Raw genomic sequence first — 26,918 nt, forward strand, 5'->3', positions numbered from 1 at the left:
AAGAAAATGTTTTTTGATGAACCAATCAATCGTAAAGGAACCCAGTGTACTCAATGGGATTATGTTGAAGACCGTTTTGGTGAAAAAAACTTGTTGCCATTTACGATTTCCGATACGGATTTCAAGGTGCCAGCTGCAGTTGAAGCGGCACTTATCAAGCGGATGCAGCACCCGGTTTTTGGGTATACACGTTGGAATCATAATGAATTCAAGCAAGCGGTCTGCAAATGGTATTCTGAACGTTTTAACAGCATGATCAAAAGCGATTGGCTGGTCTACAGTCCTTCCGTTATGTATAGCGTTAAACAGCTCGTCACCCTACTCAGTGAACCAGGAGATGGGATCATTGTTCAGACGCCAGCGTATGATGCGTTTTATAAAATGATCAAAGAGAACAAAAGAAAAATCGTACCTAATGCACTCATCTATGATGCTAAGTCGTATCGCATTGATTTCGAAGAGCTAACAAGATTGATGGCACAGCCTGAAAATAAAGTTCTTCTCCTCTGTAGTCCTCATAACCCAACTGGGAGAGTCTGGCAAAAGGATGAGTTGCAACGAATCATCGAATTGGCGAAAACCCATGATTTATTTATCATCTCTGATGAGATCCATATGGACATTGTAAGAAAAGGGCAAAGGCATCAACCGATCATTGATTTGTTGCAAGAAAATGTAGCCCTTGTTACTTCGGGAAGTAAAACATTTAATTTTCCAGGGTTGATTTATTCTTATGGAATCATTCCTGATCCCAAGTTGCGTGAGCGCTTCTTAACTCAGTTAAAAGAAGCCGATGGGTTGAGCTCCACCAGTATTTTTGGCATGACCGCAACGATTGCTGCCTACGATAATGAAAGTAAGTGGGTGGATCAGCTCAATGACTATCTTGATGGTAACTTTGCTTATGTGATCGCTTATTTACAGGAACATCACCCAGAACTCGTGGTCACGAAAAGCGAAGCCACGTATCTTATGTGGATTGATTGTACAGCACTGGGTTTAACGATGGCGGAATTGCAGCAACGAATGATTCGAAAGGGGAAAGTCGCGATTATGTCAGGAGAGATCTATGGGAAAGAGGGGAGAAATTTTTTGCGCCTAAACATTGGCTGTTCGCGAGAAAAACTCATTGATGGCTTGAAGCGATTCACATTGAGTTTGACATAAAAAAGAACCCACTGAGCGATCAGAAAGATCCTGTATTCTTTCTGATCGCCAGTGGTTTTTTAGTCTTTCGTCGTGCGGGGAGTCATTGCAGTAGTAACGGGGATTGGTTCAACGACATGGAAATAACCTTCTTTGTCTTGAATGATCAGCATATCTTGCTGACTCTTGCTCTTGATGATCTCACCTTTAACAATTTCGTTGGTGACAGTCCGATAAATGCTTGTAGTCATGTTCATTCCTCCCAACGGTTTTTACCAATTGATCTTCAATAGGGGGACTAGTACAAATCAATTGCTTGATTTGTACCAGCAAGGAAAAAGAAAACGAATTGGTATCTTTAGTATAGGAGAGCAATGTTTAGATTGCTGCAATTCCATGTAAAGTTTTTGTTAATCCTTTTATTTTCAGCGATTGACTAATCGGCTAAAGAAAAACGCAAGGCCATTTTATTACTGCCAGACTCCACCATTTTTCCTAGTAACGTTGTTGCATTTTTTAAATACAGTTCGGCCATCTCAGCGTTGGCTTCTTCAAGCAGACGAGTAGGCTGCTTGTCAACGGAAGCTTTACGATCAGTTTCTTGTTGGATGCGGCGACAAGCCGCCATCGTTTCCATTTCAAAACGGTTGGCAAGATCACTATAGCGATCGTAGTCGCTGTCTCCAATCAACGCCAAGGTGCGTCCTAACCAATAGCTATTTGATGGATCGTAGGTCTTTGTCGTATCACAATAGCCAAGTGGGGTCTTAGTGATAGCTGCATAAAAGGGCACAACGCCATTGAAGGTATTGGGGCCAAAGGCAAGCCAATAAATGCCAGCGATTGCTGCGGGCACGTGGTTGCGGATCTGTAAAATATGGACTTGCTGGTTGCGATTGAGAGCAATCGATCGGAATTGTGTTTTTTGTGTCTCGCTCCCTGTACCGTAAGGGTCAAAAGGCGTATTTTGGAAGTGGGAGCTCAATGCCCATTTTACATCTTCCACGGATAGCTTTTGTTTTGGGTAGCATACAAACGGGAGCTCTTGATCGATCGGTTCAGCGGCTGTTCCGCTAAAGTGTTTTTGAATGTACCATGCCCGCGGGTTATTGTAACGGGTATCTTTTTCTGAGGAGCTGCCAAAAATATGGCGTAGATTAATGCCTTCAAAATCAGGATTTAATTGATAGTCTTCAATCAACTGTTCGAGATCCTGCGAACACAACGTCATTTCTGAGGCGAAATCGAAGTGATCAATGTTTAAGCGATTTGGTGCCACGACATAGGCATCATCTGGTATGCGAACAGCTGCCCAGTGATGTCCACCGATGGTTTCCATATACCAGATTTCCTCGGCATCAGAAAAAGCGATCCCGTTGGCTTCATAGGTCCCATAGGTTTCTAAGAGTTCCCCTAAGCGTAAAACACCTTCTTTAGCGGAATGGATGTAAGGCAGTACGATGCTGACGAAATCAGCTTCCCCGATACCATCTTCCACATATGGATCAATAGCCAAAACGCGTGAATTGGTTGTGATCGTTTCTGTTGCAGTCATGGCGATATTTTCTTCATTGATTCCTGAAGCTGCCCAAACTCCTTGCGATTCATCTGCTTCAGGGGTTGAAGTATAGCGTAATGATTTTGCTGGCAAACTGATTCGACAGTCGCTTAAAACGGCGTAAAACTCATTTCCTTGCCGTTCTGGAGTGATGACGACGAATTTTTGCGGTTCCGAACCGCTTCCAGAATCTTCATTGCGGGCAATCATGGTCGAGCCGTCGATCGATGCTTTTTTTCCTACTAGTAAAGTGGTACAGGACGCTTTTTTTCTATCCATCTTTCCAACACTCCTTCATTTCTTCTTACGAATGATTGAAGCTAGTATACCCATAGTCTCATGGTTTTACAATGCTTTCTATAGAGAGGAACAAAAAATTTTCGCCTTTTTTATTAATTTTTAGTAGAATAAGGTGTTGTAAAAAAAATCAAAGGAGCCATTATTATGAAGAAAACAGTTGTTTTTAGTTATATTTTTTTACTAAGTCTGGTTTTTGCCGGCTGTGCCAAACCATCGATGGATGCGGGAAACTCCTCCAGTGAATCTTCGTCAGTCCAACAAAACGCCGAAGAGCGCACTGCCCAAATCAGCTTCAATAATAAAAGTGAAGAGCAAGACCAGGAGATCGAAACCAAAACGGTCACTTTTAAAGAAGGGGTTTCTTTGATGACTATCATGAAAGAGAACTTTGACTTGGAAGAAAATCAAGGGATGATCACCAGCATTGACGGTTTAGCGCAAGATGAAAAAGCTGGCTATTATTGGACATATACGATCAATGATGAAATGATTACAACTGGGGCAGATGATACCTTTTTAGGAAACAACGATAAAGTGGTTTTCACCTATGAAAAATTCGAATAAACCACTTGCATTTGCTGGAAAAGAAATTGCTTATTTAGGGTTGCTTGTGGCAGCGGCCGTCGTCGGCAGGTCACTTTTTCAACCCTTACCCAATGTTCAACCAATGACGGTGATCTTTTTATTAGTAACCATCCATTTAGGTCTTAGTCGTGGATTGATCGTTTGTCTGCTCTCGATGCTGATTACCAATTTTTACATGGGAATGGGAATATGGACGATTGCTCAATTAGTTAGCTATGCAATCATTATTTTGGGGATGTATCTGTTGTCAAAAAGCAAGCTGTTTATGAAACGGTTGCTTTTACAAGTCATCTACAGTGTATTTGCAGGGTTTGCTTATGGCTTTGTGATATCTTGGATCAGTGTCAAACTTTATGGGTTTCCTATCTTTTGGGCTTATTATTTTCAAGGATTGAGCTTTGATGCCCTCCACGCAATAGGCAATGGCATTTTTTATCTGTTACTAGCACCGATCTTTCTGCGGCTTTTCCAACACTACTATCCAAAGAACAACAGCGAAGGGCACTAAGCGCTTCGCTTTTTTTGTTGAGTTAGCTAGTGTCGGGCAAAACGTCCATGACTAGAGGAAAAAGTCTTTGACGATCAAATGAGGTGAAAGGGGTTATGTGAGGAAACAAGCAGGCATATTGTTGTGCAAAAGCGGTTTCTGCAGGTATCCTTAAGGTATCTAAGGAAGGATGTGGCTTTTGATGAAATGGATCGTGAAAAAAGATGATTTAGAAAGCTACCGTGCGAAGTTCCATGGAAAACTGGCTGGTTATGCCGAGGAAGCCAAAATGATTGCCCTGCCAACACCAAAGTATTTTATCGTGGTGGTTGACGAAGAAAAAATCCACTTGATTCAGTTAGATCTGCAATTTCATGAAAAAGGGATGCAGACAATTATGATCCACGAGATCACAAAATTACAACTAGGCGGTGTGGTAAATAAAAAAGTCCAGATTCAGACACCTTCGACCACTGTCAAACTAATGATCAAACCGTTGGCGATCGGTATCAAAGAGGAACAAAAAGCCTTGATCGACCGGTTTACTAGAATGTCGCGATAAACATCGGAGGAACACGCGGGAAAAATCAGCTGGATTTTTTCAAAAAAAAAGCAAGGGCAGTTGCCTGCACTTGCTTTTCGTGAGTCCTGTTATTCTGGTGTACCGACGATTTTAATAAACTCATCGATATTCTTGATTTTCATATGCTTGATCACTAACTGTTCCCGCTTGTTCCATTTTCCTTCGACTTCTAATTGGTATTTATTTAAAGGAAGGCGTAAGACATAACTGGCTAAGTATCGATCCTTAATAATGCAATTCACGATTTTGTGGTCTTCTAAAAGTTGGATACCTGTTAGCATCATTGGCGTTTCTTGAAAAACACGGCTATTGACTAACAATCCAGTGTGGGTTTCGTTCATGGGATCTTCCTTTCTGATAAACCTGGGATAAATCATCTTTCTGTCTGTTATGTTACCTGATTTGCATCAGAAAGGCAATTCCTATAAAAAATCCTCGTTATTATGTGTCACGCAAAAAGAAAGGAGGCAAAAGGAGTGGTTGGGTATAACCGTTTCTCAAAAGAGTTTCAAAAGGCTTCGAAAGAACTCCGTGAAGGGAAGAAGTCCAAAAATGCCAATAAAGGGCTGCGAACACGACAAAAAATCGCTGCTGAAAAAGAACAAAAAGCACAAAATGCTTTTTCGACTGGTTTTTTGATCGGTTCCTTCAGAGAAATATTCCGCAAGAAATAAGCAAGTTCCGCTGCCAAAGCGGGACTTGCTTTTTGTTTAGAATAAATAATTGAAGAAGACACCGTTGAGAAAGGAAAAGCTCAGATAAAATAGAAAAAGTGTCACGATGTCCAGAGGTAAGCCTTTCAGAATTGGCGGAATTGCGGCAATTTGATTTCGTGTATGAACCCCTGACAAAGCACAGGAAAAGAGAAAATACATGCCTACAGCAACAAATAAATTGGTTAAATAATCGGTATAGGGAAATTGGGTCACAGTGGCGATCGTCAGCAAGATGACACTGACTAGGGTCGTCTTTTTTAGATCATTCGTCAAGAAATGTTTTTTTGCTGGAACGATCAGTAAGCATAAACTGGCAGTAATCAAGGCGATGATGGCAGCACTTACCAAATTGGTGACCACTTTATTGCCATAGACAAAGCGATTTTGAAGCAAAAGATAAAAACTTAAACCGCTCAACAAGTATGCGACTGCAATGATCCCTGACAGGAAAACCACCCGTGTCGTCACGTTCGGTTTTTTTTCTTTGACGGTCGGCGCCAAATTTTGACAGGCGTAATTTGTGAGTAGAATGACTAGGAAGACCACTAGTCGATTGGCGATCATCATATGAGAACGCTCCTTTCTTGCGTTTTAGCTCATGATTTTAAGGTTGAACGGGGTCTTTTTTCCTTCCCCTAAAATGCGAAGGCGTAAGAAGCGATCGATGAGTGGAGTAAAACAATTCATGATCAAGATGGCATAGCTCATGCCTTCGTTTGTGAAACCAAAGAAACGGAAGAGGACAACGAGAAGCCCCACGCCTAAGGCAAAAAGATTTTCTCCTGCTTTTGTTCCTGGAGTCGAAGAATAATCAGTCGCCATATAGATCGCACCCAACATGGCACCACCGCTGATGATATGCCCAATCACCGTTTGCCAACTGCCAGTAAAAAGTCCTTCTGGACCAAGGATAAAAGCAAAGAGCCCGATCGTTGCAAAAATAATCAGCGGGATACGAGGGGAGATGATTTTCTTGTAAACGAGAAAAATTCCACCTAGAAGTAAAAGCAAGGCACTGGTTTCACCGATTCGTCCCCCAGTAAATCCTAAAAAAGCATCCAACAGATCAGAACCGCTTAAGGTGTCCCCGGCCTTCATGACAGCTAATGGCGTAGCACCGGAAACGACATCGTTCGCCGTAGCTTGCGAAACCACATCAGGAGCGATGCTGCCAAAAGGTGGATCTGGCCAACTGATCAAAAACATCTGGTTATAAAACAAGCCAATCAACAAGGCGCGACCGCCAAGGGCTGGATTTAAAAAGTTATAGCCGATACCGCCAAAAAATTCTTTGACGATGATCACGGCAAACGCCACCCCGATCACTGGGAAATACCAAGGTGCGGTCGGTGGAAGATTCATCGTTAAAAGCAATGCCGTCACAACGATACTTAGATCGAAACGAAATGGCCGTTTGATGAGGTAGGACCAAATTCCGTCGGCGGCAAACGCCGTGGCTAGCGCAATGAAAAACAACCCATATACCTTGAGCCCGAAAAGGTAGCCAGAGAATAAAACTGCTGGTAGTAAGGCTAGTACTACACAGCCCATGATTTTGACTGTTTCGTCATTGCTGCGAATATGTGGGCTTGGTGGTGTTTCTTGGTTTTTTCGTTGCTGAAAGAGGCGCTCGCTATCGGAATCCTTGTAGTAATCAGGCACTTTCCTTCGCCTCCTTCTGCAGCTGTGCAACCTTGCCTTTTGCGGCAGTGATGTTGGCAGCTAAGGAACGTTTGGCTGGACAGACAAAGGTGCAAGCACCACAATTGATACACGCTTCTGCCAGCAATTCTTCACATTTTTGATAATCGCCTGCTCGATAGAATTGATCGATCTCCATCGGCATCAGGCGCATCGGACAAGCTTCGACACATTTATTGCAGCGAATGCAGGGGTTTTCGGCATATAGCCAATCGGTTTCTTCATTAAAAACAACGATCCCGTTGCTGCCTTTGGTGACCGGAACCTTTAATGTTTTGACGGATTTCCCCATCATGGGGCCGCCAAGAATCAGCTTGCTGGGCGCACCTTGAAAGCCGCCAGCAAAATCGATCAACTCTCCTGCGAGTGTTCCTAAAGGATTTTTGACGATGCGTGGATGTTGAACATCACCAGTCACGGTTGTATAGCGTTCAATCAGCGGTTTGTCATAACAGACCGCTTCAGCGATGGCAAAGCTGGTGGCAACATTGATCAATACGATCCCAATATCGGCAGTCAAGCCGCCTAAAGGTACCTCCTGATCGGTCAATAACTCTACTAACTGCTTTTCACCACCGGTTGGATAAACAGTTGGGACAGTAACGACTTCTATCGTGTCATCCTCTGCACTTGCGGCTTGCATCGCTGAAATGGCTAGCGGTTTATCATCCTCGATGCCAATGATGATTTTTGGATCAGCTAACAATTTTTGGGCAATTTTTGCCCCTTGGATGATTTTTTGGGCTTCTTTTTGCATTAAGAAGGCATCACTGCGCAAAAAGGGCTCACATTCAGATCCGTTTAAGATCAAGGTATGGATTTTTTTATTTTCATCAATACTGAATTTGACATGGGTGGGAAACGTTGCACCGCCTTTGCCGGCGATACCGCCTTGACGGATTTTTTTGAGGATCGTTTCGTTAGCAGCAGATTGCCAGTTGAATGGGGTAGACAAAAAATCATTATCGAAGGCATAATCGTTTTCAATGATGATGGTTTTTCCTTCTTCATTGTTTTGATTTGGCCAATCGACAATATCGACGATTTTGCCCGAAACAGATGCATGGACTTTCGCAGATACAAAGGCATCTGCTTCAGCGATCACTTGCCCTTGCTTGACGTACTCACCAACGGAAACCGTCGGTTCGACAGGGGCACCAATATGTTGTGCCAAAGGGATAAAGACCATCGTGGGTGAAAAGGTAAGGATTTCATCTTGTTCGATCATTAATTTTTCTTTTAACATTTGTAACGGGGGACTTAGTGGAATTCCACCAGTAAATGTTCTCATAGCCAACACTCCTTTTTTCTCCTAACTTTATTCTAGCATGCCATCCGCATTCTCAAAACCATAAACGCTTACATTTCACAAGAAAAACTTATTTCGGTTGACATATGATTGTTCGTTCATATATAATCAGGGTATAAACATGATTGATCGTTCATATGTTCGATGGAATAGAGGAGGTTTTGATGATGGCTGAACATACTTGTCAACACGAGCACACAAAAACGAAGGGACATACGCATACCCATGATCATGGGACGTTTCCTCGTAAAGTTTACTTCGCGGGGGTAATCTTCTTTATAGTGGCGCTGTTTATTTCGAATCAATGGGTAAAAGACGGGGTTTATTTTGCTGCAGTTTTATTAGCGGGCTACCACATTTCGTGGGAAGGGATCGAGGATACCGTAAAAAGCACAAGAATCAATCGGCGCTTTACGCCAAATGTACATCTATTGATGTTATTAGCAGCGATAGGGTCAATGATCATAGGCAATTTTAATGAGGCAGCCTTACTGATTTTGATTTTTGCTGGTGCTCACTTTTTAGAAGAATACGCGGAAGGGCAAAGCCGACGAGAAATCACCAATCTTCTCAAATTGAATCCAACGGAAGCACGTTTGATGGGCCCAGATGGGAAAGCCAAAAAAATTGCTGCTTCAGAGATAAAAAAAGGGGATATTTTACAAGTTTTGCCTGGTGATCAGTTAGCAACAGATGGGGTGATTCTTTCTGGCACGAGTGCCATCAACGAAGCTTCCATCAATGGCGAGAGTATACCGCGAGAAAAAACAGCGGGAGACGAAGTTTATGGCAGTACCATCAATGGCAATGGAACATTTTTGATGGAGGTCACAAAAGACAGCTCGGAAACGGTCTTTGCCAAAATTCTTTCAGTCGTTGAAGCGGCACAGTCGAATCAGTCACCAACAGAAACACGAATCAAAAAAATCGAACCAATCTATGTAACCACTGTTTTCATTGCAGTCCCTTTGTTCATCTTAACAGCACCGTTTCTACTTGGTTGGGATTGGTATACCAGTTTTTATCGCGGGATCGTGATGATGATTGCAGCGTCTCCTTGTGCGTTAGCGGCAAGTGCGGTACCTGCTAGTTTATCTGCGATTTCAAATCTAGCGAAAAAAGGGATTCTTTTTAAAGGCAGCAACTACTTAACGAATTTTGCTCAGATCAAAGCGGTGGCATTTGACAAAACGGGCACGTTGACCGTCGGAAAACCAACGGTCACGGATGTCATTTTCGCTGAAGCCATCGATCAAGCAGAGGCCGCTTCCATCATCGTTTCGCTGGAAAAACAAGCCAATCATCCATTGGCAGATGCGATCGTTACTTATTTTGAGAAGAACAATAAAGAGCAGCAAAGCGAACAGCTGACGGTTACGAATGAGATTGGTTCCGGTTTAGTAGCCGTCTCAGGAACAAAAACCTATCGATTAGGAAAAAGAACCGAAAACTCCCAGTTAACAGGTTCGTTGGAGCAACAGTACCGTCACCTGGAGGCGCAAGGAAAAACGATGGTCGTTTTTTCCATTAATGAAGAGGTTGTCGCAATCATCGCTTTGATGGATGAGCCGAACGAACAGGCAGCTTCTGTGATTCGTTATTTAAAAAATGAAGGGATCCATACCGTTATGATCACCGGAGATAGTGCGTCTGCTGGGGAAGCCATCGGAAAGCGGCTAAACGTTGATCAAGTGGCGGCTAATGTGTTGCCTGAGAACAAAGCGGAAGCGGTTCGAGCACTCCAAGAAGCCTACGGACAAACCGCCATGGTGGGGGATGGCATCAATGATGCGCCCGCACTTGTTCAGGCAGACATCGGTTTTGCGATGGGGGAAGGGTCAGATGTTGCTATCGAAGTGGGGGACGCCGTGATCATGAAAAATGATCTTTCACGCTTCGCGTATGCCTATCGCTTAGCGAAGAAAATGGATCGAATCATTTGGCAAAATATTTTCTTCTCCATGTTTATCGTCGCATTATTAGTCGGGTTGAATCTATTTGGAAAAATGAATATTGGGCTGGGGGTATTTGCCCATGAAGGAAGTACGTTGATTGTATTGTTTAACGGGTTGCGCCTTTTGCGCAAACTGCCAGATGCATAAAAAAAAGCGGCTATCGAAGGATAGCTGCTTTTTTAATGACTGAATTGTGTCGAAGTTGGAAAATCAAAGGCATCGATTTTTTGCAATCGATTTTCGATCCTTCTTAAAATCCCTTCAGAGGAATCCAACGGTTTGATTGCATGATAAGCAGTCAGTAACAGGTCTTTTTCTTTAGCGGGACGGTTTTCGATGCGGTAGATATTTGCTAGTCGTTCCACGTATTCATAATGACTATAGTCTGTTTTGTTGATCAAGAAATGCAAAAGATCTTTTGCTTTTGCGTAGTCTTCTTGAAGATAGAAACTGATTGCTTCACGATACAATTTGATATCAAGTTCTTCGATCTGGTCAGGGGTTGCTTTAAGCGCACGCCACTCATTGATCGAGATTTTTCGTACGACTTTGCCAGTTGCATCGGTCAAAAAAATTACCGGTACATCGTTTGGATGTTTTGCTTCTTGCTTGATTTTCTTCATGTCGCACCTCCCGCGTGTCAATGGACTGACTGTTTGATATCTCCTATTTTAAAAGGAATAGCGGGAAAAGTCTACATGTAGATGTTAGATTCGTAGGAAATTTTAAAACACTCTCATTTATTAGGCTCTTTTTCGTTGAAAATGGTTGACCGCATCGGAGGCACCCATGAAAATCAAGATCCCGCCAAAAATTTGGAAGAACAACAACCAAGTGGCGAAGGGATTCAATACTAGGATGATCCCTGCAGCAATGATCAATAGACTGATGATCAAGCTAGTGATATAAGGTAAACCAATGCGTTTTTGGTTAAAGCTTGCCATCAATCGGGTGCAACCGCTGATGGTGATCATGATTCCTAAGAAAAATGGCACGATGGCAAGTAATCCTTTGGCAAAAACTAAAATCGCAGCTGCCGCAATCAACAGTAAGATACCAGAGACGGATTGCACATTGCGATAGCCCTTTTGTTTTTCTTTGTAGCTCGTATACAAGCTAATGATCCCTAAACATGCAATATACCCGGCAACAAGATAAACGATCGTGTTGAAGACAGATCGTGGTGCAATCAAGATGATGAAGCCAAAGACGATATATACGACGGCACGAAGTAAATCATAGCGTTGTAATTTATCAAAAAATGCATTCATGATAATTCCTCCTTTTTTTCCTATTGTACCGAATTCTTGTTAAAATAGATATCAAAAAACCTACGAAATAGGCTAAGCCTTTTGTATCAGAGGGTTTTTTGGTAGAATAAGGAAAAGAAAACAGAACGGAGAGTATTATGAGTGGGTTAACGCTAGTGATGTGTGCCTTTACGATCGTTTTATACCTTTATTTATTCGTGGTACGGAAAGACATTCAATTTCTTGCTGTGGAGCGCAAACTAAGCAAGGTCGCCATTACGATTTTTTCAGTAATGATTATCCTATCTATGGTGATGATGGAAGAGGCACTTGATAATCGGGTGCGAGGGATCGTTTCGGGTTTGGTCTTTTTGAGCTTTGTTTTAGATAGCCGCGGCTTAGCACTTGATCGAATCATTGTCCATCCAATGAGTATCAAAGGGGTACTCTACCAAGAGATCGATCGAGTCGTTTTATTTCAAGAAAAGGAAGGGCAGCCCATCAAGATGAACTATTTTCGAAGAGGGATGAGAGGCCCATTAATGAAATTCAAGCAGCCATTAGCAGAATTGGTTATTTTCTTGTCAGAACACTTGAATGAAGGGACACCGATCGATATTTTAGTCGATCATGATCAAGGAACAAAGGACTAAAAGACCCTCGATTACTGCCAGTTTAAGGCGTAATCAAGGGTCTTTTTTAGGTCGCAAATTGGATTAATGGAACACGCGGAAGCGCTCATCGTCACTTAGAAATTCTTTTTCGTTCGGTTCGCTTTCTTTTGAACCAAAGACTAGTTGCGCCCGTAGTTGCCAATTTTCAGGAATTGACCATTCAGCTGCAACAGCATCATCGATGACAGGGTTGTAATGCTGTAAGTTGGCACCTAATCCAGCTTCTTCTAAAGCGGTCCAAGCGTTCGCTTGAGCGATCCCATTCGATTGTTCTGCCCAAACGGGAAAGTTCTCTGCATATAGAGCAAATTGCTCTTGCAAATTTTTCACGGTATCCGTGTGAATAAAGAATAGAACGGTTCCGTAACCCGCTTTAAACCCAGCAAGTTTTTGTTTTGTCGCTTCAAACGCTTCGGGTGGTGTCAATGGTTCTATTGCAGCCTCTGTTAATGTCCACAATTTTTCGTGGGCTTCGCCAAATAAAATCACGGCTCTTGGTGATTGTGCGTTAAACGCAGTTGGACTATTTTTCACTGCTTCTTTCACAATGTCTTCGATTTCAGTGTCGGAAAGAGCCACATTTTTACCTAGCCCATAGATTGAGCGGCGCTGTTTGATTGTATCAAGAAATTTTGTCATCGTATTCCCACCTTTTCTATTGTCATAGAGTGAAGTATACATTCTTACTTAATGTTAGTAAAAGAAAATGCTTGGGACGTCAAAAAGTCAGGCAAACGCACCTGACTTTTTCTTATTGGGCATCAATAGCAATGAATTTAACGGTCACGTATTCTTCAGGGCCATATTTGCCGTTTTCACGACCAAAACCGGAATGCTTGACGCCGCCGAAGGGAGCCGCCGGATTTGAGATCGCAATGTCATTGACCCCAACCATTCCATATTGGAGGTTTTGGGCTACATCCGAGATCGTTTGCAAATTCGTTGAAAAGAAGTAGGAAGCTAGTCCAAATTCCGTATCATTTGCCGCAGCGATGACTGCTTGTCGATCCGTAAATGAGATCAATGGGATCACAGGTCCAAAGGTTTCTTCATAGTAGATAGCCATCTCAGAAGTAATCCCATCGATGACCGTTGGTGCGAAGAAGTTGCCTTTTTCGTACTCACCTTCAGTAAGCTTCTTACCACCGAGTAAAACTTTAGCTCCTTTATTTACCGCATCTTCCAACTGCTCGATGACTTTTTCAACGCCTGCTTGGTTGATCAAAGGACCAACAGTAGGGTTTTCCAGACCATTGCCGACCGTTACGGTTTCCATTTTCGCTAGTAATGTTTTGGTAAAGGCGTCTTTGACGGACTCTTCGACAAAAATTCTATTGGGGGATGTACAGACCTGACCGTTGTTGCGGAATTTTGCTGCAATTAATTTTTCAGCAGCTAAATCTAAATCAGCATCAGCAAAAACAAGAAACGGGGCATGACCACCTAACTCCAATGAAACTTTTTTCAGAGTTGGTGCTGCTTGTTCATATAATTTCATCCCAACTTTCGTGGAGCCGGTAAAGGTGATTTTTTTGACTTGTTCATTTTCGGTCAATTCTTTCCCAATCTCAGAAGAATCTCCTAAGACGATATTGACGACCCCGTCAGGAAGTCCTGCTTGTTGAAAAAGCTCGCCTAAAGCTAATGCGGATAGAGGGGTTTCTTTTGATGGTTTCATAACAAGGGTACAGCCAACGGCCATAGCAGGTGCAATTTTTCTTGCAATCATGTTAGAAGGAAAGTTCCAAGGCGTGATCGCGCCAACAACCCCGATCGCTTCTTTGCGTACCAGCCAATGATTGTGTTCAGGGGCTGGAATCACTTCGCCATAGACCCGTTGCGCTTCAGCTGCATTCCAACGGAAATTGTCAACGTTGGATTGGATTTCTGCCTCCGCTTCTTTTAATGTTTTTCCTTGTTCCATACTCATGATTTTTGCTAAACGATCGCTTTCTTCCTCCATCAAATCAGCAATGACGTTCATCAAATCGGCACGTTCTCGAGGGGAGCGTTTTGACCATTCGGGAAAAGCAATTGCTGCGGCATCGATTGCTTGCTTGGTTTCCTCGATCCCTCCTTGACTAACTTTTACGAGTTCTTCATTAGTGGCAGGATTGGTAACCGAAACCGACTCTTTTGTTCCTTCAAGCCATTTTCCGTTAATCAATAACTTTGTTGGTACTTGTGGTAACTGTTGGTTCATCTTGGCACTTCCTTTCAATAATGGGTTCTTATTTAACCCTAGCACGGATCAGAAAGGATGACAATTCATATGCAAGTCTCTTGATTCTCCAAATTTTTGTAAAGAACCAAAGGGGAAATGTCCTGCTCCTATCATTTTATGGTAGAATAGAAAAATAAGAATGTTTGTTCGATTCTTGGAAAATATAGTAAAATATTCAAGGAGTGAGGGACGCGTGCAACAAGTAAAAGAGCTTTTAAAAACAGTAGGATTTGTCGTGATCTTCACTTTATTCCTCTTGTTATTAAGACAGTATGTCTTTACTCCTGTGATCGTAAAAGGAGATTCGATGGACCCCACATTACATGATGGTGAGCGGGTGATTGCTTTGAAAAATACCGAGATCGAACGTTTCGATATCATAACGTTTGAAGCACCGGATGAAGCAGGCAAAAACTATATCAAACGCGTGATCGGTTTACCTGGCGATCAGGTTTCCTATCAAAACGATACCCTTTATATCAATGGACAAGCATATGATGAACCCTACTTGGATGAATTCAAAGCAGCTGTCCCAGATGGCTTTCCATTGACCAGTGATTTTGATATGGGGTTATTTGGTGTTGAAGTCATTCCTGAAGGTCAAATTTTAGTGTTAGGGGATAACCGCCGAATTTCCAAAGATAGTCGTCAATTAGGTCTGATCGATGAAGCAACGATTTTGGGTGATGTAAAATTTGTATTCTGGCCAATTGCCGATTTTGGTATGTTAGGCAAAGAGTGAAATTCTGCGACCGTTTTTTTGTTTTTAAGGAGATTCTTTTAAAACAAAGACGCATTTGAAGAAGCGTGTCGCTGATTTTTAGTGTTTTTTTTAAAAGACGATGGAGAGAAGGAGTCCTTTCATGAGTTTACGATTTATCCTTGGCGATGGCCGTTGTCGTCATGATCAAGCAGTGATAGAAAATGCAAAAAGTTGGTTAGAAAAAGACCATCAAGAAGTATTTTTTCTGGTACCTAACTACAACAAATTTGAACGAGAGCGCGAGATCCTTCAATTACTGAAAGAGGATCGCGTAGAAGATTTTGCTTCTATTCGCGCGCAAGTGTATAGTTTTCACCGTTTGGCTTGGTTTTATCTGCAGCAAACCGGGTTGCTTTCTCAAAATGCCATCACTGAAAATGGTGCCTCCATGATCATGCGTAAGCTGCTTTTGGAACTAGAAGAAGAACTCGTCTTATACCGTGGTGAGATCAACAAAGCGGGTTTTATCCAGCAATTGTTGGCGTTCTATCAAGAAATGCATACAAGTCGATTGGGGATCGAAGATTTATTGGCAGGTGGTGCTGCACCAAGCACAACCCAAGACGAGGAGAAAAAATACAGTGAATTAGCGAAAATATTTCAACGATTTGAACAAGAACTTCTGGAGCGTGCATTACAAGTCGAACAACCGATCACCTTGTTGACACGCTTTCTTGAAGGTTCCTTGCTGGATGATTCTCCAGTGGAGCAAGCAATGCCTAACGCGGTGTCAATGAACAAAGCACCAGATCTTTCCCATGCCTTATTTATTATCAGTGGGTTTTCCGCTTTTTCAACACAGGAACAGCAGCTGATTCAAGTGTTGATGAAAAAAAGTCATGTCATTATTGATCTTTTTCTGGATCGTGGGTATCCACAAGAGCTGCCTTCACCGTTAAATTTGTTTTATGAAGCAGGGCGAACCTATTATCAATTGATCAGTTTTGCCCGAGAAAATCAAGTGCCGATTTATTTGGATCAGAAACTTTCGGTCAACCAAAAGGTAGACAAGGAAGCGAAGGGATCGATGCAACAGGCGTATAATGAAATTGAAACATTTTGGCGGCAGACCCAGTCACAAGTCAACTATCAGCAACAGTCCTCTGTGAAGGACTTTCTGGCAGTTTGGAAAGTTGGGAATCCAGAAGAAGAGATCCGTCAGATTGCAGCGTCGATCCGTGGGATGATGAGCGATAAGAAACGGTACCCAGCATTACGATACCGAGAGATCCAATTATTGATCGCTGAACCAGAAATCTATCATCAATATATCCCTAAAATTTTTACTGAGTTTGAGATTCCTTTTTATATCGATGAAGAGCAGATGATGGCGCAACATCCATTGGTTGAGTTTTTGAATGCTTTTTTTGCTTGTCAATCCTATGGCTTTCGCTTAAATGATATTTTACGGTTGCTTAGAACAGAACTTTACTTACCGGCAGCCTATCGCTCCGAAGCAGATTGGCTCGTTGGGCGTGACCAGTTTCGTAAGTTGGTGGATATTACCGAGAACAAAGCGTTGGCTCATGATTTCCAAGGAGCGAGTTGGACGAGAAACGAAGATTGGGAACTGATCGAGTATTTACAATCGGAAGAAGAGCAGACGGATAAAGTGGATTTGACAGCGTATACCAACCAGTTGCGCAGGGCCTTTAAACAAGATGTTGCTGATACTCTTGACTGGCTGACAGCTGCTAGAACGAACCGCGATGCGGTCGAACTGCTGTATCGCTTTTTACTGAATGCCGGTGTTGAAGAACAACTGCGGCATTGGCGAGATCAAGCGATCCAGCAAGGGAAGTTGGATCAAGCCCGTAATCATGAACAAGCATGGCAAGCCTTGATGGATTTGCTGGATGAATATGCTGCGATCTATGGGGAAGAGTCCTTTGATTTTGCGCTCTTTGAGGATGTCTTATTGACTGGCTTAGAAAATGTCACATTCGGGAAGATCCCAACAGCGATCGACCAAGTCAACATCAATCGCCTTGATCTGGCACGTCCAAAGCAAGCAAAGATCACATTTGCACCGGGATTGAATGAAACGGCGTTACCAAGAAAAATAGAGAACAAAACGTTGTTGACGAATGAAGAACGTCAGCATTTCAATCAGTTGTTCAATGGTGAAAAATACCTTAGAGATACAGTGGTGGAAGGCAGTGTCAAAGAGCCATTTGCCTTTTATTCTGTCTTGCTTTCAGCAACGGAACACTTATCACTGTCCTATGCCGTTAATTTTGATACCCAGCAAAACATCAAAATGTCGCCTTATTTAGATCGCGTGGTCAAACGTTTGGATGTCCCACTGCAAGAGCGAGGAATATTGACGCTAGTCAGCGATCCAAGAAACTATGTCGGCAGTTACCGTGGCCTGATCTATCAAATCAATAACCTCAGTCAGCAAGCGCAAAAAAACAAAGAGAATTTGCCTAGGGTTTGGGAGCAGCTGAAACAAGCACTGCTGCGTTCGGAATGGACAGATTTAGCTGCCCAAGTATTTGAAAGCCAAACTCATCAAAATATTCCGATTCCTTTGTCTCAAGCACAAGCTGCGGCACTATATGGACCGTCGATCTACAGTTCCATTTCTCAGATGGAGACGTTCTATCAGTGTGAATACAAGTATTTCGTCAGCTACGGATTACGGTTAAAAGAACGGGAAGTTTATGGCTTAAATCCAGCAATGACCGGTGAGTTTTTCCATGATGCGTTGGACCGCTTTGTCAAAGTCCTGATTGCTGAAAATATTTCCTTGACCCAGTTAACTGCTGACCAACGCGTGCAATTTGTGGAAGTCGTTTTGCAGGAAATTTTTGGCGAAAGCCGTTATCGCTTACTGACGAGCTCTGCTCGGATGAATTTTATTCGGTATCAATTAGGCAAGACGATTCAGCGAGTAGCGTGGGCATTAGCGAAACAAGGACAAAAAATGCATTTTAGTCCTGAAAAGACGGAGGTGCTATTCGGTCAGATCGCTGGCTCAAATGGGATCAATGGGATCGAATTGCCATTAAGTTCTGGCGGGAAACTGCATGTGCGGGGGAAGATCGATCGTGTCGATACGGCAAAAACGGAAGAAGAACAATGGCTTTCTGTTGTTGACTATAAATCTAGCAGCCGAGATTTTGACCTTTCTGAAGCATACTACGGACTTGCGATGCAGTTGATCACCTATCTCGATGTCGCATTGACGGATGCTGTCCAACTGGTTGGTTCGCCAAATGTGCGACCAGCGGGGGCTTATTATCTGCATGTGCATAATCCGCTTTTGGACGGACAAGAAGCCAGTGAAGAAGAACGTTTAAAACGTTTCAAGTATGACGGGTTGTTTATTGACGAACCGGCTGTTTTCCCGTTGCTAGATGAGGATGTTGAAGCCAGCAAAAATTCACCGATATTTCCTGTTCGAAAAGACAAAAACGGCAATTATCAAAAAACAACGCAGGCGAAAAACAAGTTTTATACAGAAGAAGAGCTTGAACTGTTAAGAAAACACAATCGTAAAAACATGCAGCAAAGCGGTGAGAAGCTGTTGAGCGGTGAAATCGCCTTAAACCCGTCTTATAAAATAAAAGACAAAAAACGGGCGTGTGAATTTTGTCCGTTTCGCAGCATCTGTGACTTTGATGTATTGTTGAAAGAAAATGAGTACCACCGTTTAGAAAACTTATCTAAAGATGAGATTATCCATCGCTTAAGGGAGGAAGAAGATGAGTAAGATCCCTTTAAAACCGCAAAATGAAACCTTTACGGATACCCAATGGCAAGCCATTTTTGATAAAGGGGATAATATCCTCGTTTCCGCTTCAGCGGGTTCAGGCAAAACCACCGTTTTGGTTCGGCGAGTGATCGAAAAGCTAAAAGCAGGAACGACGATCGATTCTTTACTGATCGTAACCTTTACCGAAGCAGCTGCTCGAGAAATGAAAGAACGGATTCAAGTGGCATTGCAACAGGCCATCAATCAAGAAAGTGACGAGCAAAAGCGCCAGCACTTCGTTCGTCAGCTGCAGCTGTTGCCGACAGCTAACATTTCTACCTTGCATGCGTTTTGTTTAACTGTGATTCGGCGTTTTTATTATTTGATCGATTTAGATCCCAATTTCCGCATGATGACCGATGAAACCGAAATTTTATTGATGAAAGAAGAAATCTGGACACAGCTGAGAGATCAACAATATGAAGCCAATGATGAAGCCTTCTTTCGTTTGACGGAAAATTTTTCAAGTGATCGTTCTGATGAAGGCGTCGGGGATCTGATCCTGTCTCTTTATGACTTTGCCCGAGCCAATCCAGATCCAGTCAACTGGTTAGCCCATCTAAGTGATCACTATATCGGCAAAGAAACCTTTGCTGAAAATATCCTGTATCAATCGCAAATCAAACCGAGTTTGCAAGAAAATTTGAAGACAGCGGCGCATTTGCTGCAGGCGGCGCAAGACTATGCCCGTTCTGATGAAGCGATGGAAAAAGCGGCACAGTTGATCGATACCGAATTGGGCATGGTGGAAACCTTAAAGGCTCTGCTGGATGCAGACGATGTCGATGGCTTCTATGAGCAGATCCAAACATTGCGTTTTGGTCGTTACCCAGCTTTTCGCAAACCAGAACAAAAGGAATTGTCCCAAGAAATCAAGCCCTTACGCGATGATGCGAAAAAATTGGTCGAGCAATTGAAAGCCACCTTCCCGTATCCACCAGCTGAAATGATGGAGCTGCTTCATCGATCAGCACCTGTCGTTGAAAAAATGGCAGCGATGACCGAAGCATTTATGAAAGCATTTCAAGAAAGAAAGCTTTCAAAAGGCCGTTTAGACTTTAATGATTTGGAACATTTCACCTTGCAGATTTTACAAGGAGATGGCAGTGGAAGTGAGGCATCGACCTATTATCGTGATCGCTTTGAAGAAGTTTTAGTCGATGAATACCAAGACGTCAATCGGCTGCAAGAGGCAATTTTATATTGGGTCAGACAAGTCGATCATAACCCTGGCAATATGTTTATGGTGGGGGATGTGAAGCAGTCGATCTATTCGTTTCGACTAGCAGATCCGACGCTATTTATCGAAAAATACTTGGCATTTGAAACAGAGAATGGTGGGCGAAGAATCGTCTTAGCAGAAAATTTCCGTTCTCGTTCCGATGTATTGGATTTTACGAATCTAGTTTTTCAACAACTGATGGATGAAAGGGTTGGACAAATCCCTTACGATGAGGCGGCAGCCTTGATTACCGGTTTTCCTGATTTTCCAGAAAGCGAGGCCTTTGCCACAGAGCTCTTGTTATATGAAAAAGAGCATGAATCCGAAGAACAATTGATCGATGACAAAACAGAAGGTGAAATGCAGATCACTGCCTTGAAGATTCGAGAGTTGATTGAATCAAACTTCATGATCTATGACAAAAAAGCCAAAACAAATCGACCAATCACTTACAATGACATCGTCTTATTGACCCCCACACGTAAAAACAATCTTGTCATTTTAGATGTCTTTAAGCAGTTTGGGATTCCGATGGCGGTCAATGATGCTCAAAACTATTTTCAGGCAACGGAGATCCAAACCGTCGTTTCTTTGCTGCAGATCATTGATAACCCGTACCAAGATATCCCACTTGTGGCCGCTTTGCGTTCGCCAATCGTCGGCCTAACAGAAGATCAATTGGCTGAGATCCGTTTAGCGAATCGTTCCAGCGACTACTACGATGCAGTATTGGATTACCATGGGCAACAAGAAGCGTCACCCTTGTGGCAAACGGTGGATGGATTTTTAACAAAACTGGAACAATGGCGAGAGGAAGCACGACGATTACCAATCCCAACCTTGCTTTGGCAAATCTATGAAGATACTGCCTATTTGGATTATGTCGTGGGACTGCCTGCAGGTCAGCAGCGCTATGCCAATTTAGCGGCATTGGTCCACAGAGCGGAGAAATACGAAAAGAGCAGTTTCCGTGGGTTGTACCAATTCATTCGCTTCATCGAAAAGATGCAAGAAAAAAACAAGGACTTGGCAGAGCCATTAGCTACACCAGTAGAAGATGCGGTTCGTGTGATGACCGTCCATGCAAGTAAAGGTTTGGAATTTCCTGTAGTCTTCTTATTGGATACAACAAAATTCTTTAATTACCAAGATTTTCAAAAACGCTATATCTTTGAAGAACAGCTGGGGGCTGGAATCCAATATGTGGAACCCGCAGAAAACCTTAAATTTGAAACACTGCCGTTTCAAGCCATCAAGCAAGTTCGTTTGAAAAAAGCCTTGTCAGAAGAGATGCGAAAATTATACGTAGCATTGACACGAGCAGAGCAGAAGCTTTTCTTAGTAGGCTCCTATAAAAATCAAGCGGATGCCTTTAAGACGTGGCAATCTGGCTTGACACAATCCGAGATGGTTCTTGATCCAGCGTTGCGCCTTGTTGCTCGGGGGAGCTTGATGGATTGGGTCGGACGGACCTTGATGCGCCATCCAGATATGGAAGCAGTATTCTCCGAAGCGTCAGAGCGCAAGCGAACGATCGATCATCCTGCTCATTTTCGTCTGTCATGGTGGAATCAAGAAACGATCACGCAAGAAGTCCAAGAGACGCTTGCGCCAGTCGAGGAGCCTAAACGATTGATTGCGCCAGATAGCAATATCGATGATCTTTTGAAACGCCTAGCCTATCGCTATCCTTATCAAAAAGCGACCCAAACGACTAGTTATCAATCTGTTTCAGAATTGAAAAGACTCTATAACGATCCTGATGATCAACAGACCACTTTGTTGGAATGGCGGTCGGTTTCCGAGAAGACGAATCCTCAGCAATATCGCTACGTACAAGATGAATTGGCGAAACCCAAATTTCTGCAAGAAACGAAGCCTCTCGCCAGCAGTATCGGAACCGCAACACATACGGTTTTGCAAATGATCCCCTTAGGAATGAAGCCAACACAAGATACTTTGGCGCTCCTGATTGCTGAACTCGTGAAAAAGCAATTTTTTTCTGAAGAAATCGCCAAAAAAATTGACCGATCGAGTATTTTATGGTTTTATCAAACTGAACTAGGTGAACTGCTGAACCAATTCTCTGATGTGGTGAAGCGGGAGCAGCCGTTTTCGATGCTAAAAGAGGCCGATACGATCTTTGAAGGGTTTGACGAACCAGATGCGCCGCTTTTGATCCATGGTATTATTGACGGCTATATTGAATTGGCGGATGAAATCATTTTGTATGACTTTAAAACGGATGATGTGTTCGGCAGTCAGGCTCAGATTGAACAGAAAATGCGCGAACGATATTATGGTCAATTAAAACTCTATTGCCAAGCATTGGAGAAAGCATTGAACAAACCAGTGAAACAGACCTATTTAGTGCTGTTAAAACCTAAGATGATCGTGGCATTCTAGCTGATCGATCCTAGTTTCTTACATTTCGTAAGTCATATGCTATAATAGGTAAAAGAGGTGATGGAGAATGATAAAAGTAGAATCGGATTATGCCCTTTGTCCTAAATTTGAAAAAGCTTTTTCTATTTTAGGCAAAAAGTGGAACGGCTTGATCATTGATGTCCTTCTTGAAGACGGCAAACAAAGATTTGTTGAGTTAGCAAACAAGATTCCTCAAGTGAGTGATCGGGTGTTAGTCGAACGCTTGAAAGAATTAGAGCGGGAAGAAATTGTCTGCAAAGAAAACAATCTTTACTGCTTGACGCCAAGAGGTATTGCTCTTGAAAAGAGTATGATGAGTGTGAAGCGTTGGGCAGAAACCTGGGTACGTGAGGAAGAATGCAGTTGATTTCTCAACGGAAATTAGGTAAACTAAGCTTAAATGAATAGTAAAAAAAGCGTTGATAGAAACTAGTAATTTGGCTGGATCAGAAAAAGGGAGACTTGTCACAGACTGAAAGCAAGTCCTGTATTCGAAAAATGAATTTCACTTCTGGAGCTTGCTGAGAACAATCAGTCGGCAGTGTTGCTGTCGTTAGCCGAAGTGAGTGCGCGGAACTTTCCGCGAATGAGGATGGTAACACGAGACGTCGTTCCTTTTTTAAGGGATGACGTCTTTTTTTGTCTTTTTATCAAAAGATCGTCACTTTTTCCAGTCAAATCGTTTTTTACACTATTCACTGTATAGAAGGAGGAAACACATGTCTTTACAAGAAAAATTAGAAGCATTGAAGGAAACGACATTGCTTAAAATCAAAGAAAGTCCAACCATGAATGACTTGAATCAGATTCGAGTGGAAGTGCTTGGAAAAAAAGGTCCCATTACTGAAGTTCTACGGGGGATGAAAGATCTTTCTGCGGAAGAACGGCCGAAGGTGGGGAGCTATGCCAACGAGATTCGTGATATCTTGACAGAAGCGATCGAAGAAGCCAAGACGTCTATCGAAGCAGCAAACTTGGAAAAAGCCCTTGCTGAAGAATCCATCGACGTGACTTTGCCTGGTAAACAGATGGACCGAGGAACACGCCATGTGCTAACGCAAATCATGGAAGAAATCGAAGATATCTTTGTTGGTATGGGTTACCAAGTAGTCGAAGGCTACGAAGTGGAAAAAGATCATTACAACTTCGAACGGATGAATCTGCCAAAAGATCATCCAGCCAGAGACATGCAGGATACTTTTTATATTTCAGAGGAAGTGCTGATTCGGACCCATACGTCACCAGTGCAAGCGCGAACAATGGAAACTCATGATTTTTCTAAAGGGCCGCTGCGGATGATCTCACCAGGGAAAGTTTTCCGTCGTGACACAGATGATGCGACCCATAGCCACCAATTCCATCAAATTGAAGGATTGGTGATCGATAAAAATATTACGATGGGTGACTTAAAAGGAACTTTAGAAGTCATGATGCAAAAAATGTTTGGTGAAGATCGCCAAATTCGCTTGCGACCAAGCTATTTCCCTTTCACAGAACCATCGGTCGAAGTCGATGTCAGCTGCTTCAAGTGCGGTGGTGCGGGTTGTAACGTTTGTAAACAAACTGGCTGGATCGAGATCCTCGGTGCTGGAATGGTGCATCCTAACGTCTTAGAAATGTCAGGGATCGATCCAACCCAATATTCAGGATTTGCTTTTGGTTTAGGTCCTGATCGAGTGGCAATGCTGCGCTACGGCGTAAACGACATTCGCCAATTCTATCAAAATGATGTGCGTTTCATTCGCCAGTTCAAGGGGGAACAATAAATGTTAGTATCGTACAAATGGTTAAATGAATACCTTGATCTGTCTGAGATCACACCAAAAGAGCTGGCGGACAAAATGTCAGTGACGGGGATCGAAGTCGAAGGTATTGACGTGCCTGAAGAGGGTTTAAAAAAAATCGTTGTCGGAGAAGTGACCGACTGCCGACCACATCCAGATTCTGATCATCTATCGATTTGCCAAGTAAATATTGGTGAGGAAGAAGACACGCAAATCGTTTGTGGAGCACCAAATGTCAAAAATGGCATCAAAGTCATCGTGGCATTACCAGGCTCTCGAATCGCAGGCAATGTAAAAATCAAAAAGGGCAAGATGCGGGGAGAAGTTTCGAACGGCATGATTTGTTCATTGCAAGAACTAGGGTATGCTGATAGTGTAATCCCCAAGGAATACGCAGAAGGAATCTATTATTTACCAGCAGAAGCAGAAGTAGGAACACCGGTTTTTCCTTATCTCGATATGGATGATCACATTATCGAATTATCGATCACACCGAACCGTGCGGATGCGTTGAGCATGCGGGGGGTTGCTTATGAAGTCGGTGCCATCTATCGGCAAACACCGAAGTTTCCTGAAATTGCGCTTAATGAAAGTGAAGTAGCTGCTGCCGATAAAATTCAGGTGAAGGTCACGGAAGCAACCGATGCACCCGCTTACCAAATTCGAATCATTGATGGTGTAACGATCGCCCCAAGTCCACAATGGCTGCAAAATCGCTTGATGAATGAAGGCATTCGTCCAATCAACAATGTTGTGGACGTGACAAATTATATCTTGCTATTATTTGGCCAACCATTGCATGCTTTTGATTATCAAAAGCTAGACAGCAAGGAAATACTGGTACGTCGCGGCAAAGAAAATGAAAGCCTGGTAACCTTAGATGGAGAAACACGTCAGCTTTCATCAGAAGACATCGTTATCACCAACGGAACGACACCCGTTGCGCTCGCAGGCGTCATGGGAGGGCTTGATTCTGAAATCACGGAAACAACGACCACAGTCGCTTTAGAAGCGGCGTTGTTCGATCCATTAGCGATTCGTTTAACCTCAAAGAAATTCAATTTAAGAAGTGAGTCCTCTGCTCGTTTTGAAAAAGGGATCAACCAAGCAACGGTTGCAAAAGCTTGTGATGCAGCAGCAGCACTGATTGCAGAACTTGCTGGCGGAACGGTCTTAAAAGGGGCAGTAAAAGGTTCCCAAGTAGCTGTAGAACCTGTGGAGGTTACAATCACTTTAGCTCGAATCAATAGCTATTTAGGCACAGAAATCACTGATGAAGAAGTGCAAGAAATCTTTGATACATTAGGCTTTGGTCATCGTCAAGAAGCAGACAGCTATATTGTTTCTGTCCCACCTCGTCGTTGGGATATTACGATCGAAGCAGATATCATTGAAGAAGTGGCGCGTATTTACGGTTATGATCGTTTGCCATCGACTTTACCGCAAGGAGAAACGGTTGCCGGTCATCTAACCAAAGCGCAACGTCTGACTAGAGAAGTTCGGACGCTATTGGAAGGCAACGGGGTCAGTGAAGCCATCAGCTATGCTTTGACCACTGAAGAGAAGGCACAACAATTTACGGATAAATCGAGCCAAGTGACTCGATTGGATTGGCCAATGACCGAAGAGCGTGCCGTCTTGCGCTTGAATCTGATTTCAGGCTTGTTAGACGACGTTGCGTACAATTTGGCACGTAAAAACAATCGTGTTGCTTTGTATGAAATTGGTCGCGTCTTCTATCAAACAGGCGACAGTAAGCACGAGCTGCCAACAGAAGTCAATCACTTAGGGCTAGCTTTGACAGGAAATATCCATGAGAAAGACTGGCAAACCCAAGCTCAAAAAGTTGATTTCTTCCATTTGAAAGGCATTTTAGAAAATCTATTTGATTCGTTGGCATTAACCGACCGTATTCGTTATCAAAAAACGGCAGCCCTCAAAGAGATGCATCCTGGCCGTACGGCAATGATCTTGCTAGATGACCAAGAAATCGGCTTCTTGGGACAAGTCCACCCATCGATCGCCAAAGATTATGAAGTGAGTGAAACCTATGTTGCTGAATTGAACTTAGATCAACTGTTAGCAGCGAAAACAGAACAATTGGTCTATCAACCAGTTTCTAAGTTCCCATCAGTAACGCGAGATATGGCACTCTTGCTTGATGAAACGATCGATAACCAGTCCGTGATGGAGATCATTCGCGAAAGTGCAGGTCGCTTCTTAAGTGCGATTCGTTTATTCGATGTTTATCAAGGGAAAAACATCGAAGCAGGCAAAAAATCATTAGGGTACAGCCTGACCTTTAGCAATCCAGAAGCTACCCTGACGGATGAAGAGATCAATCAAGCAATAGCGAAAATTACTCGTAACTTAGAAGAAAAAGTTCAAGCAGAAATCCGCTAATCAAATAAGTAGAAAAACGTTCTCCACCATACAAAGAAGTTGGGTGGGGAACGTTTTCTACTATTATAATA

The 26,918-nt window shown here is 42.9% G+C and carries 23 protein-coding genes; 13 read left to right on the forward strand and 10 right to left on the reverse strand.

The window, feature by feature from the left end:
• The first annotated feature begins 6 nt into the window (after positions 1-6).
• Complete coding sequence (locus tag IGJ05_RS02630) at positions 7-1,167, forward strand: MalY/PatB family protein (RefSeq protein WP_262119418.1); 1,161 nt, start codon at positions 7-9, stop codon at positions 1,165-1,167.
• Between the two features lie 59 nt (positions 1,168-1,226).
• On the opposite strand, the gene IGJ05_RS02635 is transcribed toward IGJ05_RS02630, so the two are convergent.
• Entirely contained in the window at positions 1,227-1,397 is a 171-nt protein-coding gene (locus IGJ05_RS02635) for a hypothetical protein (protein WP_010748430.1), read from the reverse strand.
• A gap of 185 nt (positions 1,398-1,582) precedes the next feature.
• Positions 1,583-2,983 carry a C69 family dipeptidase gene (locus tag IGJ05_RS02640; RefSeq protein WP_262119417.1) on the reverse strand — a complete coding sequence of 467 codons (1,401 nt, stop codon included), beginning with the start codon at positions 2,981-2,983 and terminating at the stop codon, positions 1,583-1,585.
• 165 nt (positions 2,984-3,148) lie between these two features.
• Here IGJ05_RS02640 and IGJ05_RS02645 point away from each other — a divergent pair, with 165 nt between their 5' ends.
• From IGJ05_RS02645 to IGJ05_RS02655, 3 genes are all read left to right on the forward strand, one after another.
• Positions 3,149-3,568, forward strand: coding sequence for a DUF4430 domain-containing protein (locus IGJ05_RS02645; RefSeq protein WP_005226209.1), 420 nt, complete (start codon positions 3,149-3,151; stop codon positions 3,566-3,568).
• Positions 3,552-4,097, forward strand: coding sequence for an ECF transporter S component (locus IGJ05_RS02650; RefSeq protein ID WP_262119416.1), 546 nt, complete (start codon positions 3,552-3,554; stop codon positions 4,095-4,097). The genes IGJ05_RS02645 and IGJ05_RS02650 overlap by 17 nt, the downstream gene beginning before the upstream one ends.
• A gap of 169 nt (positions 4,098-4,266) precedes the next feature.
• Positions 4,267-4,638, forward strand: coding sequence for a hypothetical protein (locus tag IGJ05_RS02655; protein WP_005226207.1), 372 nt, complete (start codon positions 4,267-4,269; stop codon positions 4,636-4,638).
• An 89-nt stretch (positions 4,639-4,727) separates the two neighbouring features.
• Here the strand turns inward: IGJ05_RS02655 and IGJ05_RS02660 are convergent, their stop codons facing one another.
• Positions 4,728-5,000 (reverse strand): hypothetical protein, encoded by a 273-nt coding sequence (locus IGJ05_RS02660; RefSeq protein WP_005226206.1) that lies wholly within the window; start codon positions 4,998-5,000, stop codon positions 4,728-4,730.
• A 135-nt stretch (positions 5,001-5,135) separates the two neighbouring features.
• Here IGJ05_RS02660 and IGJ05_RS02665 point away from each other — a divergent pair, with 135 nt between their 5' ends.
• Positions 5,136-5,333, forward strand: coding sequence for a hypothetical protein (locus tag IGJ05_RS02665; protein ID WP_015509783.1), 198 nt, complete (start codon positions 5,136-5,138; stop codon positions 5,331-5,333).
• A gap of 36 nt (positions 5,334-5,369) precedes the next feature.
• Here IGJ05_RS02665 and IGJ05_RS02670 read toward each other — a convergent pair whose 3' ends face one another.
• From IGJ05_RS02670 to rsxC, 3 genes are read right to left on the reverse strand one after another with little or no spacing between them, the layout of a single operon-like run.
• Positions 5,370-5,942 (reverse strand): hypothetical protein, encoded by a 573-nt coding sequence (locus IGJ05_RS02670; RefSeq protein WP_311954242.1) that lies wholly within the window; start codon positions 5,940-5,942, stop codon positions 5,370-5,372.
• 24 nt (positions 5,943-5,966) lie between these two features.
• The gene (locus IGJ05_RS02675; protein WP_015509781.1) at positions 5,967-7,037 is read right to left on the reverse strand and encodes an RnfABCDGE type electron transport complex subunit D; all 1,071 of its coding nucleotides are present in this window, start codon (positions 7,035-7,037) and stop codon (positions 5,967-5,969) included.
• Positions 7,030-8,367, reverse strand: coding sequence for an electron transport complex subunit RsxC (rsxC, locus tag IGJ05_RS02680; protein ID WP_311954239.1), 1,338 nt, complete (start codon positions 8,365-8,367; stop codon positions 7,030-7,032). Before rsxC ends, IGJ05_RS02675 begins: the two co-directional genes overlap by 8 nt.
• A 185-nt stretch (positions 8,368-8,552) precedes the next feature.
• On the opposite strand from rsxC, the gene IGJ05_RS02685 reads away from it, so the two are divergent.
• Positions 8,553-10,487 carry a heavy metal translocating P-type ATPase gene (locus IGJ05_RS02685; RefSeq protein WP_375352780.1) on the forward strand — a complete coding sequence of 645 codons (1,935 nt, stop codon included), beginning with the start codon at positions 8,553-8,555 and terminating at the stop codon, positions 10,485-10,487.
• A 32-nt stretch (positions 10,488-10,519) separates the two neighbouring features.
• Here the strand turns inward: IGJ05_RS02685 and IGJ05_RS02690 are convergent, their stop codons facing one another.
• Both IGJ05_RS02690 and IGJ05_RS02695 read right to left on the reverse strand, forming a co-directional pair.
• Positions 10,520-10,963, reverse strand: coding sequence for a hypothetical protein (locus IGJ05_RS02690; RefSeq protein WP_005226200.1), 444 nt, complete (start codon positions 10,961-10,963; stop codon positions 10,520-10,522).
• Between the two features lie 120 nt (positions 10,964-11,083).
• Entirely contained in the window at positions 11,084-11,611 is a 528-nt protein-coding gene (locus IGJ05_RS02695; protein ID WP_005226199.1) for an HdeD family acid-resistance protein, read from the reverse strand.
• A gap of 137 nt (positions 11,612-11,748) precedes the next feature.
• Here IGJ05_RS02695 and IGJ05_RS02700 point away from each other — a divergent pair, with 137 nt between their 5' ends.
• Positions 11,749-12,243 carry a hypothetical protein gene (locus IGJ05_RS02700; RefSeq protein WP_266167248.1) on the forward strand — a complete coding sequence of 165 codons (495 nt, stop codon included), beginning with the start codon at positions 11,749-11,751 and terminating at the stop codon, positions 12,241-12,243.
• A gap of 63 nt (positions 12,244-12,306) precedes the next feature.
• Here the strand turns inward: IGJ05_RS02700 and IGJ05_RS02705 are convergent, their stop codons facing one another.
• Both IGJ05_RS02705 and IGJ05_RS02710 read right to left on the reverse strand, forming a co-directional pair.
• Entirely contained in the window at positions 12,307-12,903 is a 597-nt protein-coding gene (locus IGJ05_RS02705; protein ID WP_074933687.1) for a nitroreductase family protein, read from the reverse strand.
• Positions 12,904-13,015: 112 nt separating this feature from the next.
• Positions 13,016-14,467: an NAD-dependent succinate-semialdehyde dehydrogenase gene (locus IGJ05_RS02710; RefSeq protein WP_311954231.1), complete on the reverse strand. Its 1,452-nt coding sequence runs from the start codon at positions 14,465-14,467 to the stop codon at positions 13,016-13,018.
• A gap of 214 nt (positions 14,468-14,681) precedes the next feature.
• Here IGJ05_RS02710 and lepB point away from each other — a divergent pair, with 214 nt between their 5' ends.
• The 6 genes from lepB (at position 14,682) to pheT (ending at position 26,847) form a co-directional block, all read left to right on the forward strand.
• Positions 14,682-15,230 (forward strand): signal peptidase I, encoded by a 549-nt coding sequence (gene lepB, locus IGJ05_RS02715; protein ID WP_266167250.1) that lies wholly within the window; start codon positions 14,682-14,684, stop codon positions 15,228-15,230.
• Positions 15,231-15,351: 121 nt separating this feature from the next.
• Positions 15,352-18,969 carry a PD-(D/E)XK nuclease family protein gene (locus IGJ05_RS02720; protein ID WP_317719789.1) on the forward strand — a complete coding sequence of 1,206 codons (3,618 nt, stop codon included), beginning with the start codon at positions 15,352-15,354 and terminating at the stop codon, positions 18,967-18,969.
• Positions 18,962-22,639, forward strand: coding sequence for a helicase-exonuclease AddAB subunit AddA (gene addA, locus IGJ05_RS02725; RefSeq protein ID WP_317726431.1), 3,678 nt, complete (start codon positions 18,962-18,964; stop codon positions 22,637-22,639). The genes IGJ05_RS02720 and addA overlap by 8 nt, the downstream gene beginning before the upstream one ends.
• A gap of 67 nt (positions 22,640-22,706) precedes the next feature.
• The gene (locus IGJ05_RS02730; RefSeq protein WP_005226192.1) at positions 22,707-23,027 is read left to right on the forward strand and encodes a winged helix-turn-helix transcriptional regulator; all 321 of its coding nucleotides are present in this window, start codon (positions 22,707-22,709) and stop codon (positions 23,025-23,027) included.
• Positions 23,028-23,379: 352 nt separating this feature from the next.
• Entirely contained in the window at positions 23,380-24,426 is a 1,047-nt protein-coding gene (gene pheS / locus IGJ05_RS02735) for a phenylalanine--tRNA ligase subunit alpha (protein ID WP_266167253.1), read from the forward strand.
• Positions 24,427-26,847: a phenylalanine--tRNA ligase subunit beta gene (pheT, locus tag IGJ05_RS02740; RefSeq protein ID WP_266167254.1), complete on the forward strand. Its 2,421-nt coding sequence runs from the start codon at positions 24,427-24,429 to the stop codon at positions 26,845-26,847. It begins immediately after the preceding gene.
• Positions 26,848-26,918: the final 71 nt, after the last annotated feature.

The sequence above is a fragment of the Enterococcus sp. AZ167 genome (assembly GCF_051714025.1).
Classification (GTDB): Bacteria; Bacillota; Bacilli; order Lactobacillales; family Enterococcaceae; genus Enterococcus_D; species Enterococcus_D casseliflavus.

What these genes read in the sequence shown, in the direction of transcription:
- IGJ05_RS02655 (WP_005226207.1), top strand. Translation starts at nt 4,267, where the DNA reads ATGTGGCTTTTGATGAAATGGATCGTGAAAAAAGATGATTTAGAAAGC.
- addA (WP_317726431.1), top strand. Translation starts at nt 18,962, where the DNA reads ATGAGTAAGATCCCTTTAAAACCGCAAAATGAAACCTTTACGGATACC.
- IGJ05_RS02730 (WP_005226192.1), top strand. Translation starts at nt 22,707, where the DNA reads ATGATAAAAGTAGAATCGGATTATGCCCTTTGTCCTAAATTTGAAAAA.
- IGJ05_RS02670 (WP_311954242.1), bottom strand. Translation starts at nt 5,942, where the DNA reads ATGATGATCGCCAATCGACTAGTGGTCTTCCTAGTCATTCTACTCACA.
- IGJ05_RS02695 (WP_005226199.1), bottom strand. Translation starts at nt 11,611, where the DNA reads ATGAATGCATTTTTTGATAAATTACAACGCTATGATTTACTTCGTGCC.
- IGJ05_RS02640 (WP_262119417.1), bottom strand. Translation starts at nt 2,983, where the DNA reads ATGGATAGAAAAAAAGCGTCCTGTACCACTTTACTAGTAGGAAAAAAA.
- IGJ05_RS02630 (WP_262119418.1), top strand. Translation starts at nt 7, where the DNA reads ATGTTTTTTGATGAACCAATCAATCGTAAAGGAACCCAGTGTACTCAA.
- IGJ05_RS02635 (WP_010748430.1), bottom strand. Translation starts at nt 1,397, where the DNA reads ATGACTACAAGCATTTATCGGACTGTCACCAACGAAATTGTTAAAGGT.
- IGJ05_RS02690 (WP_005226200.1), bottom strand. Translation starts at nt 10,963, where the DNA reads ATGAAGAAAATCAAGCAAGAAGCAAAACATCCAAACGATGTACCGGTA.
- IGJ05_RS02700 (WP_266167248.1), top strand. Translation starts at nt 11,749, where the DNA reads ATGAGTGGGTTAACGCTAGTGATGTGTGCCTTTACGATCGTTTTATAC.
- IGJ05_RS02705 (WP_074933687.1), bottom strand. Translation starts at nt 12,903, where the DNA reads ATGACAAAATTTCTTGATACAATCAAACAGCGCCGCTCAATCTATGGG.
- IGJ05_RS02710 (WP_311954231.1), bottom strand. Translation starts at nt 14,467, where the DNA reads ATGAACCAACAGTTACCACAAGTACCAACAAAGTTATTGATTAACGGA.
- IGJ05_RS02645 (WP_005226209.1), top strand. Translation starts at nt 3,149, where the DNA reads ATGAAGAAAACAGTTGTTTTTAGTTATATTTTTTTACTAAGTCTGGTT.
- rsxC (WP_311954239.1), bottom strand. Translation starts at nt 8,367, where the DNA reads ATGAGAACATTTACTGGTGGAATTCCACTAAGTCCCCCGTTACAAATG.
- IGJ05_RS02660 (WP_005226206.1), bottom strand. Translation starts at nt 5,000, where the DNA reads ATGAACGAAACCCACACTGGATTGTTAGTCAATAGCCGTGTTTTTCAA.
- IGJ05_RS02650 (WP_262119416.1), top strand. Translation starts at nt 3,552, where the DNA reads ATGAAAAATTCGAATAAACCACTTGCATTTGCTGGAAAAGAAATTGCT.
- pheS (WP_266167253.1), top strand. Translation starts at nt 23,380, where the DNA reads ATGTCTTTACAAGAAAAATTAGAAGCATTGAAGGAAACGACATTGCTT.
- IGJ05_RS02720 (WP_317719789.1), top strand. Translation starts at nt 15,352, where the DNA reads ATGAGTTTACGATTTATCCTTGGCGATGGCCGTTGTCGTCATGATCAA.
- IGJ05_RS02685 (WP_375352780.1), top strand. Translation starts at nt 8,553, where the DNA reads ATGGCTGAACATACTTGTCAACACGAGCACACAAAAACGAAGGGACAT.
- pheT (WP_266167254.1), top strand. Translation starts at nt 24,427, where the DNA reads ATGTTAGTATCGTACAAATGGTTAAATGAATACCTTGATCTGTCTGAG.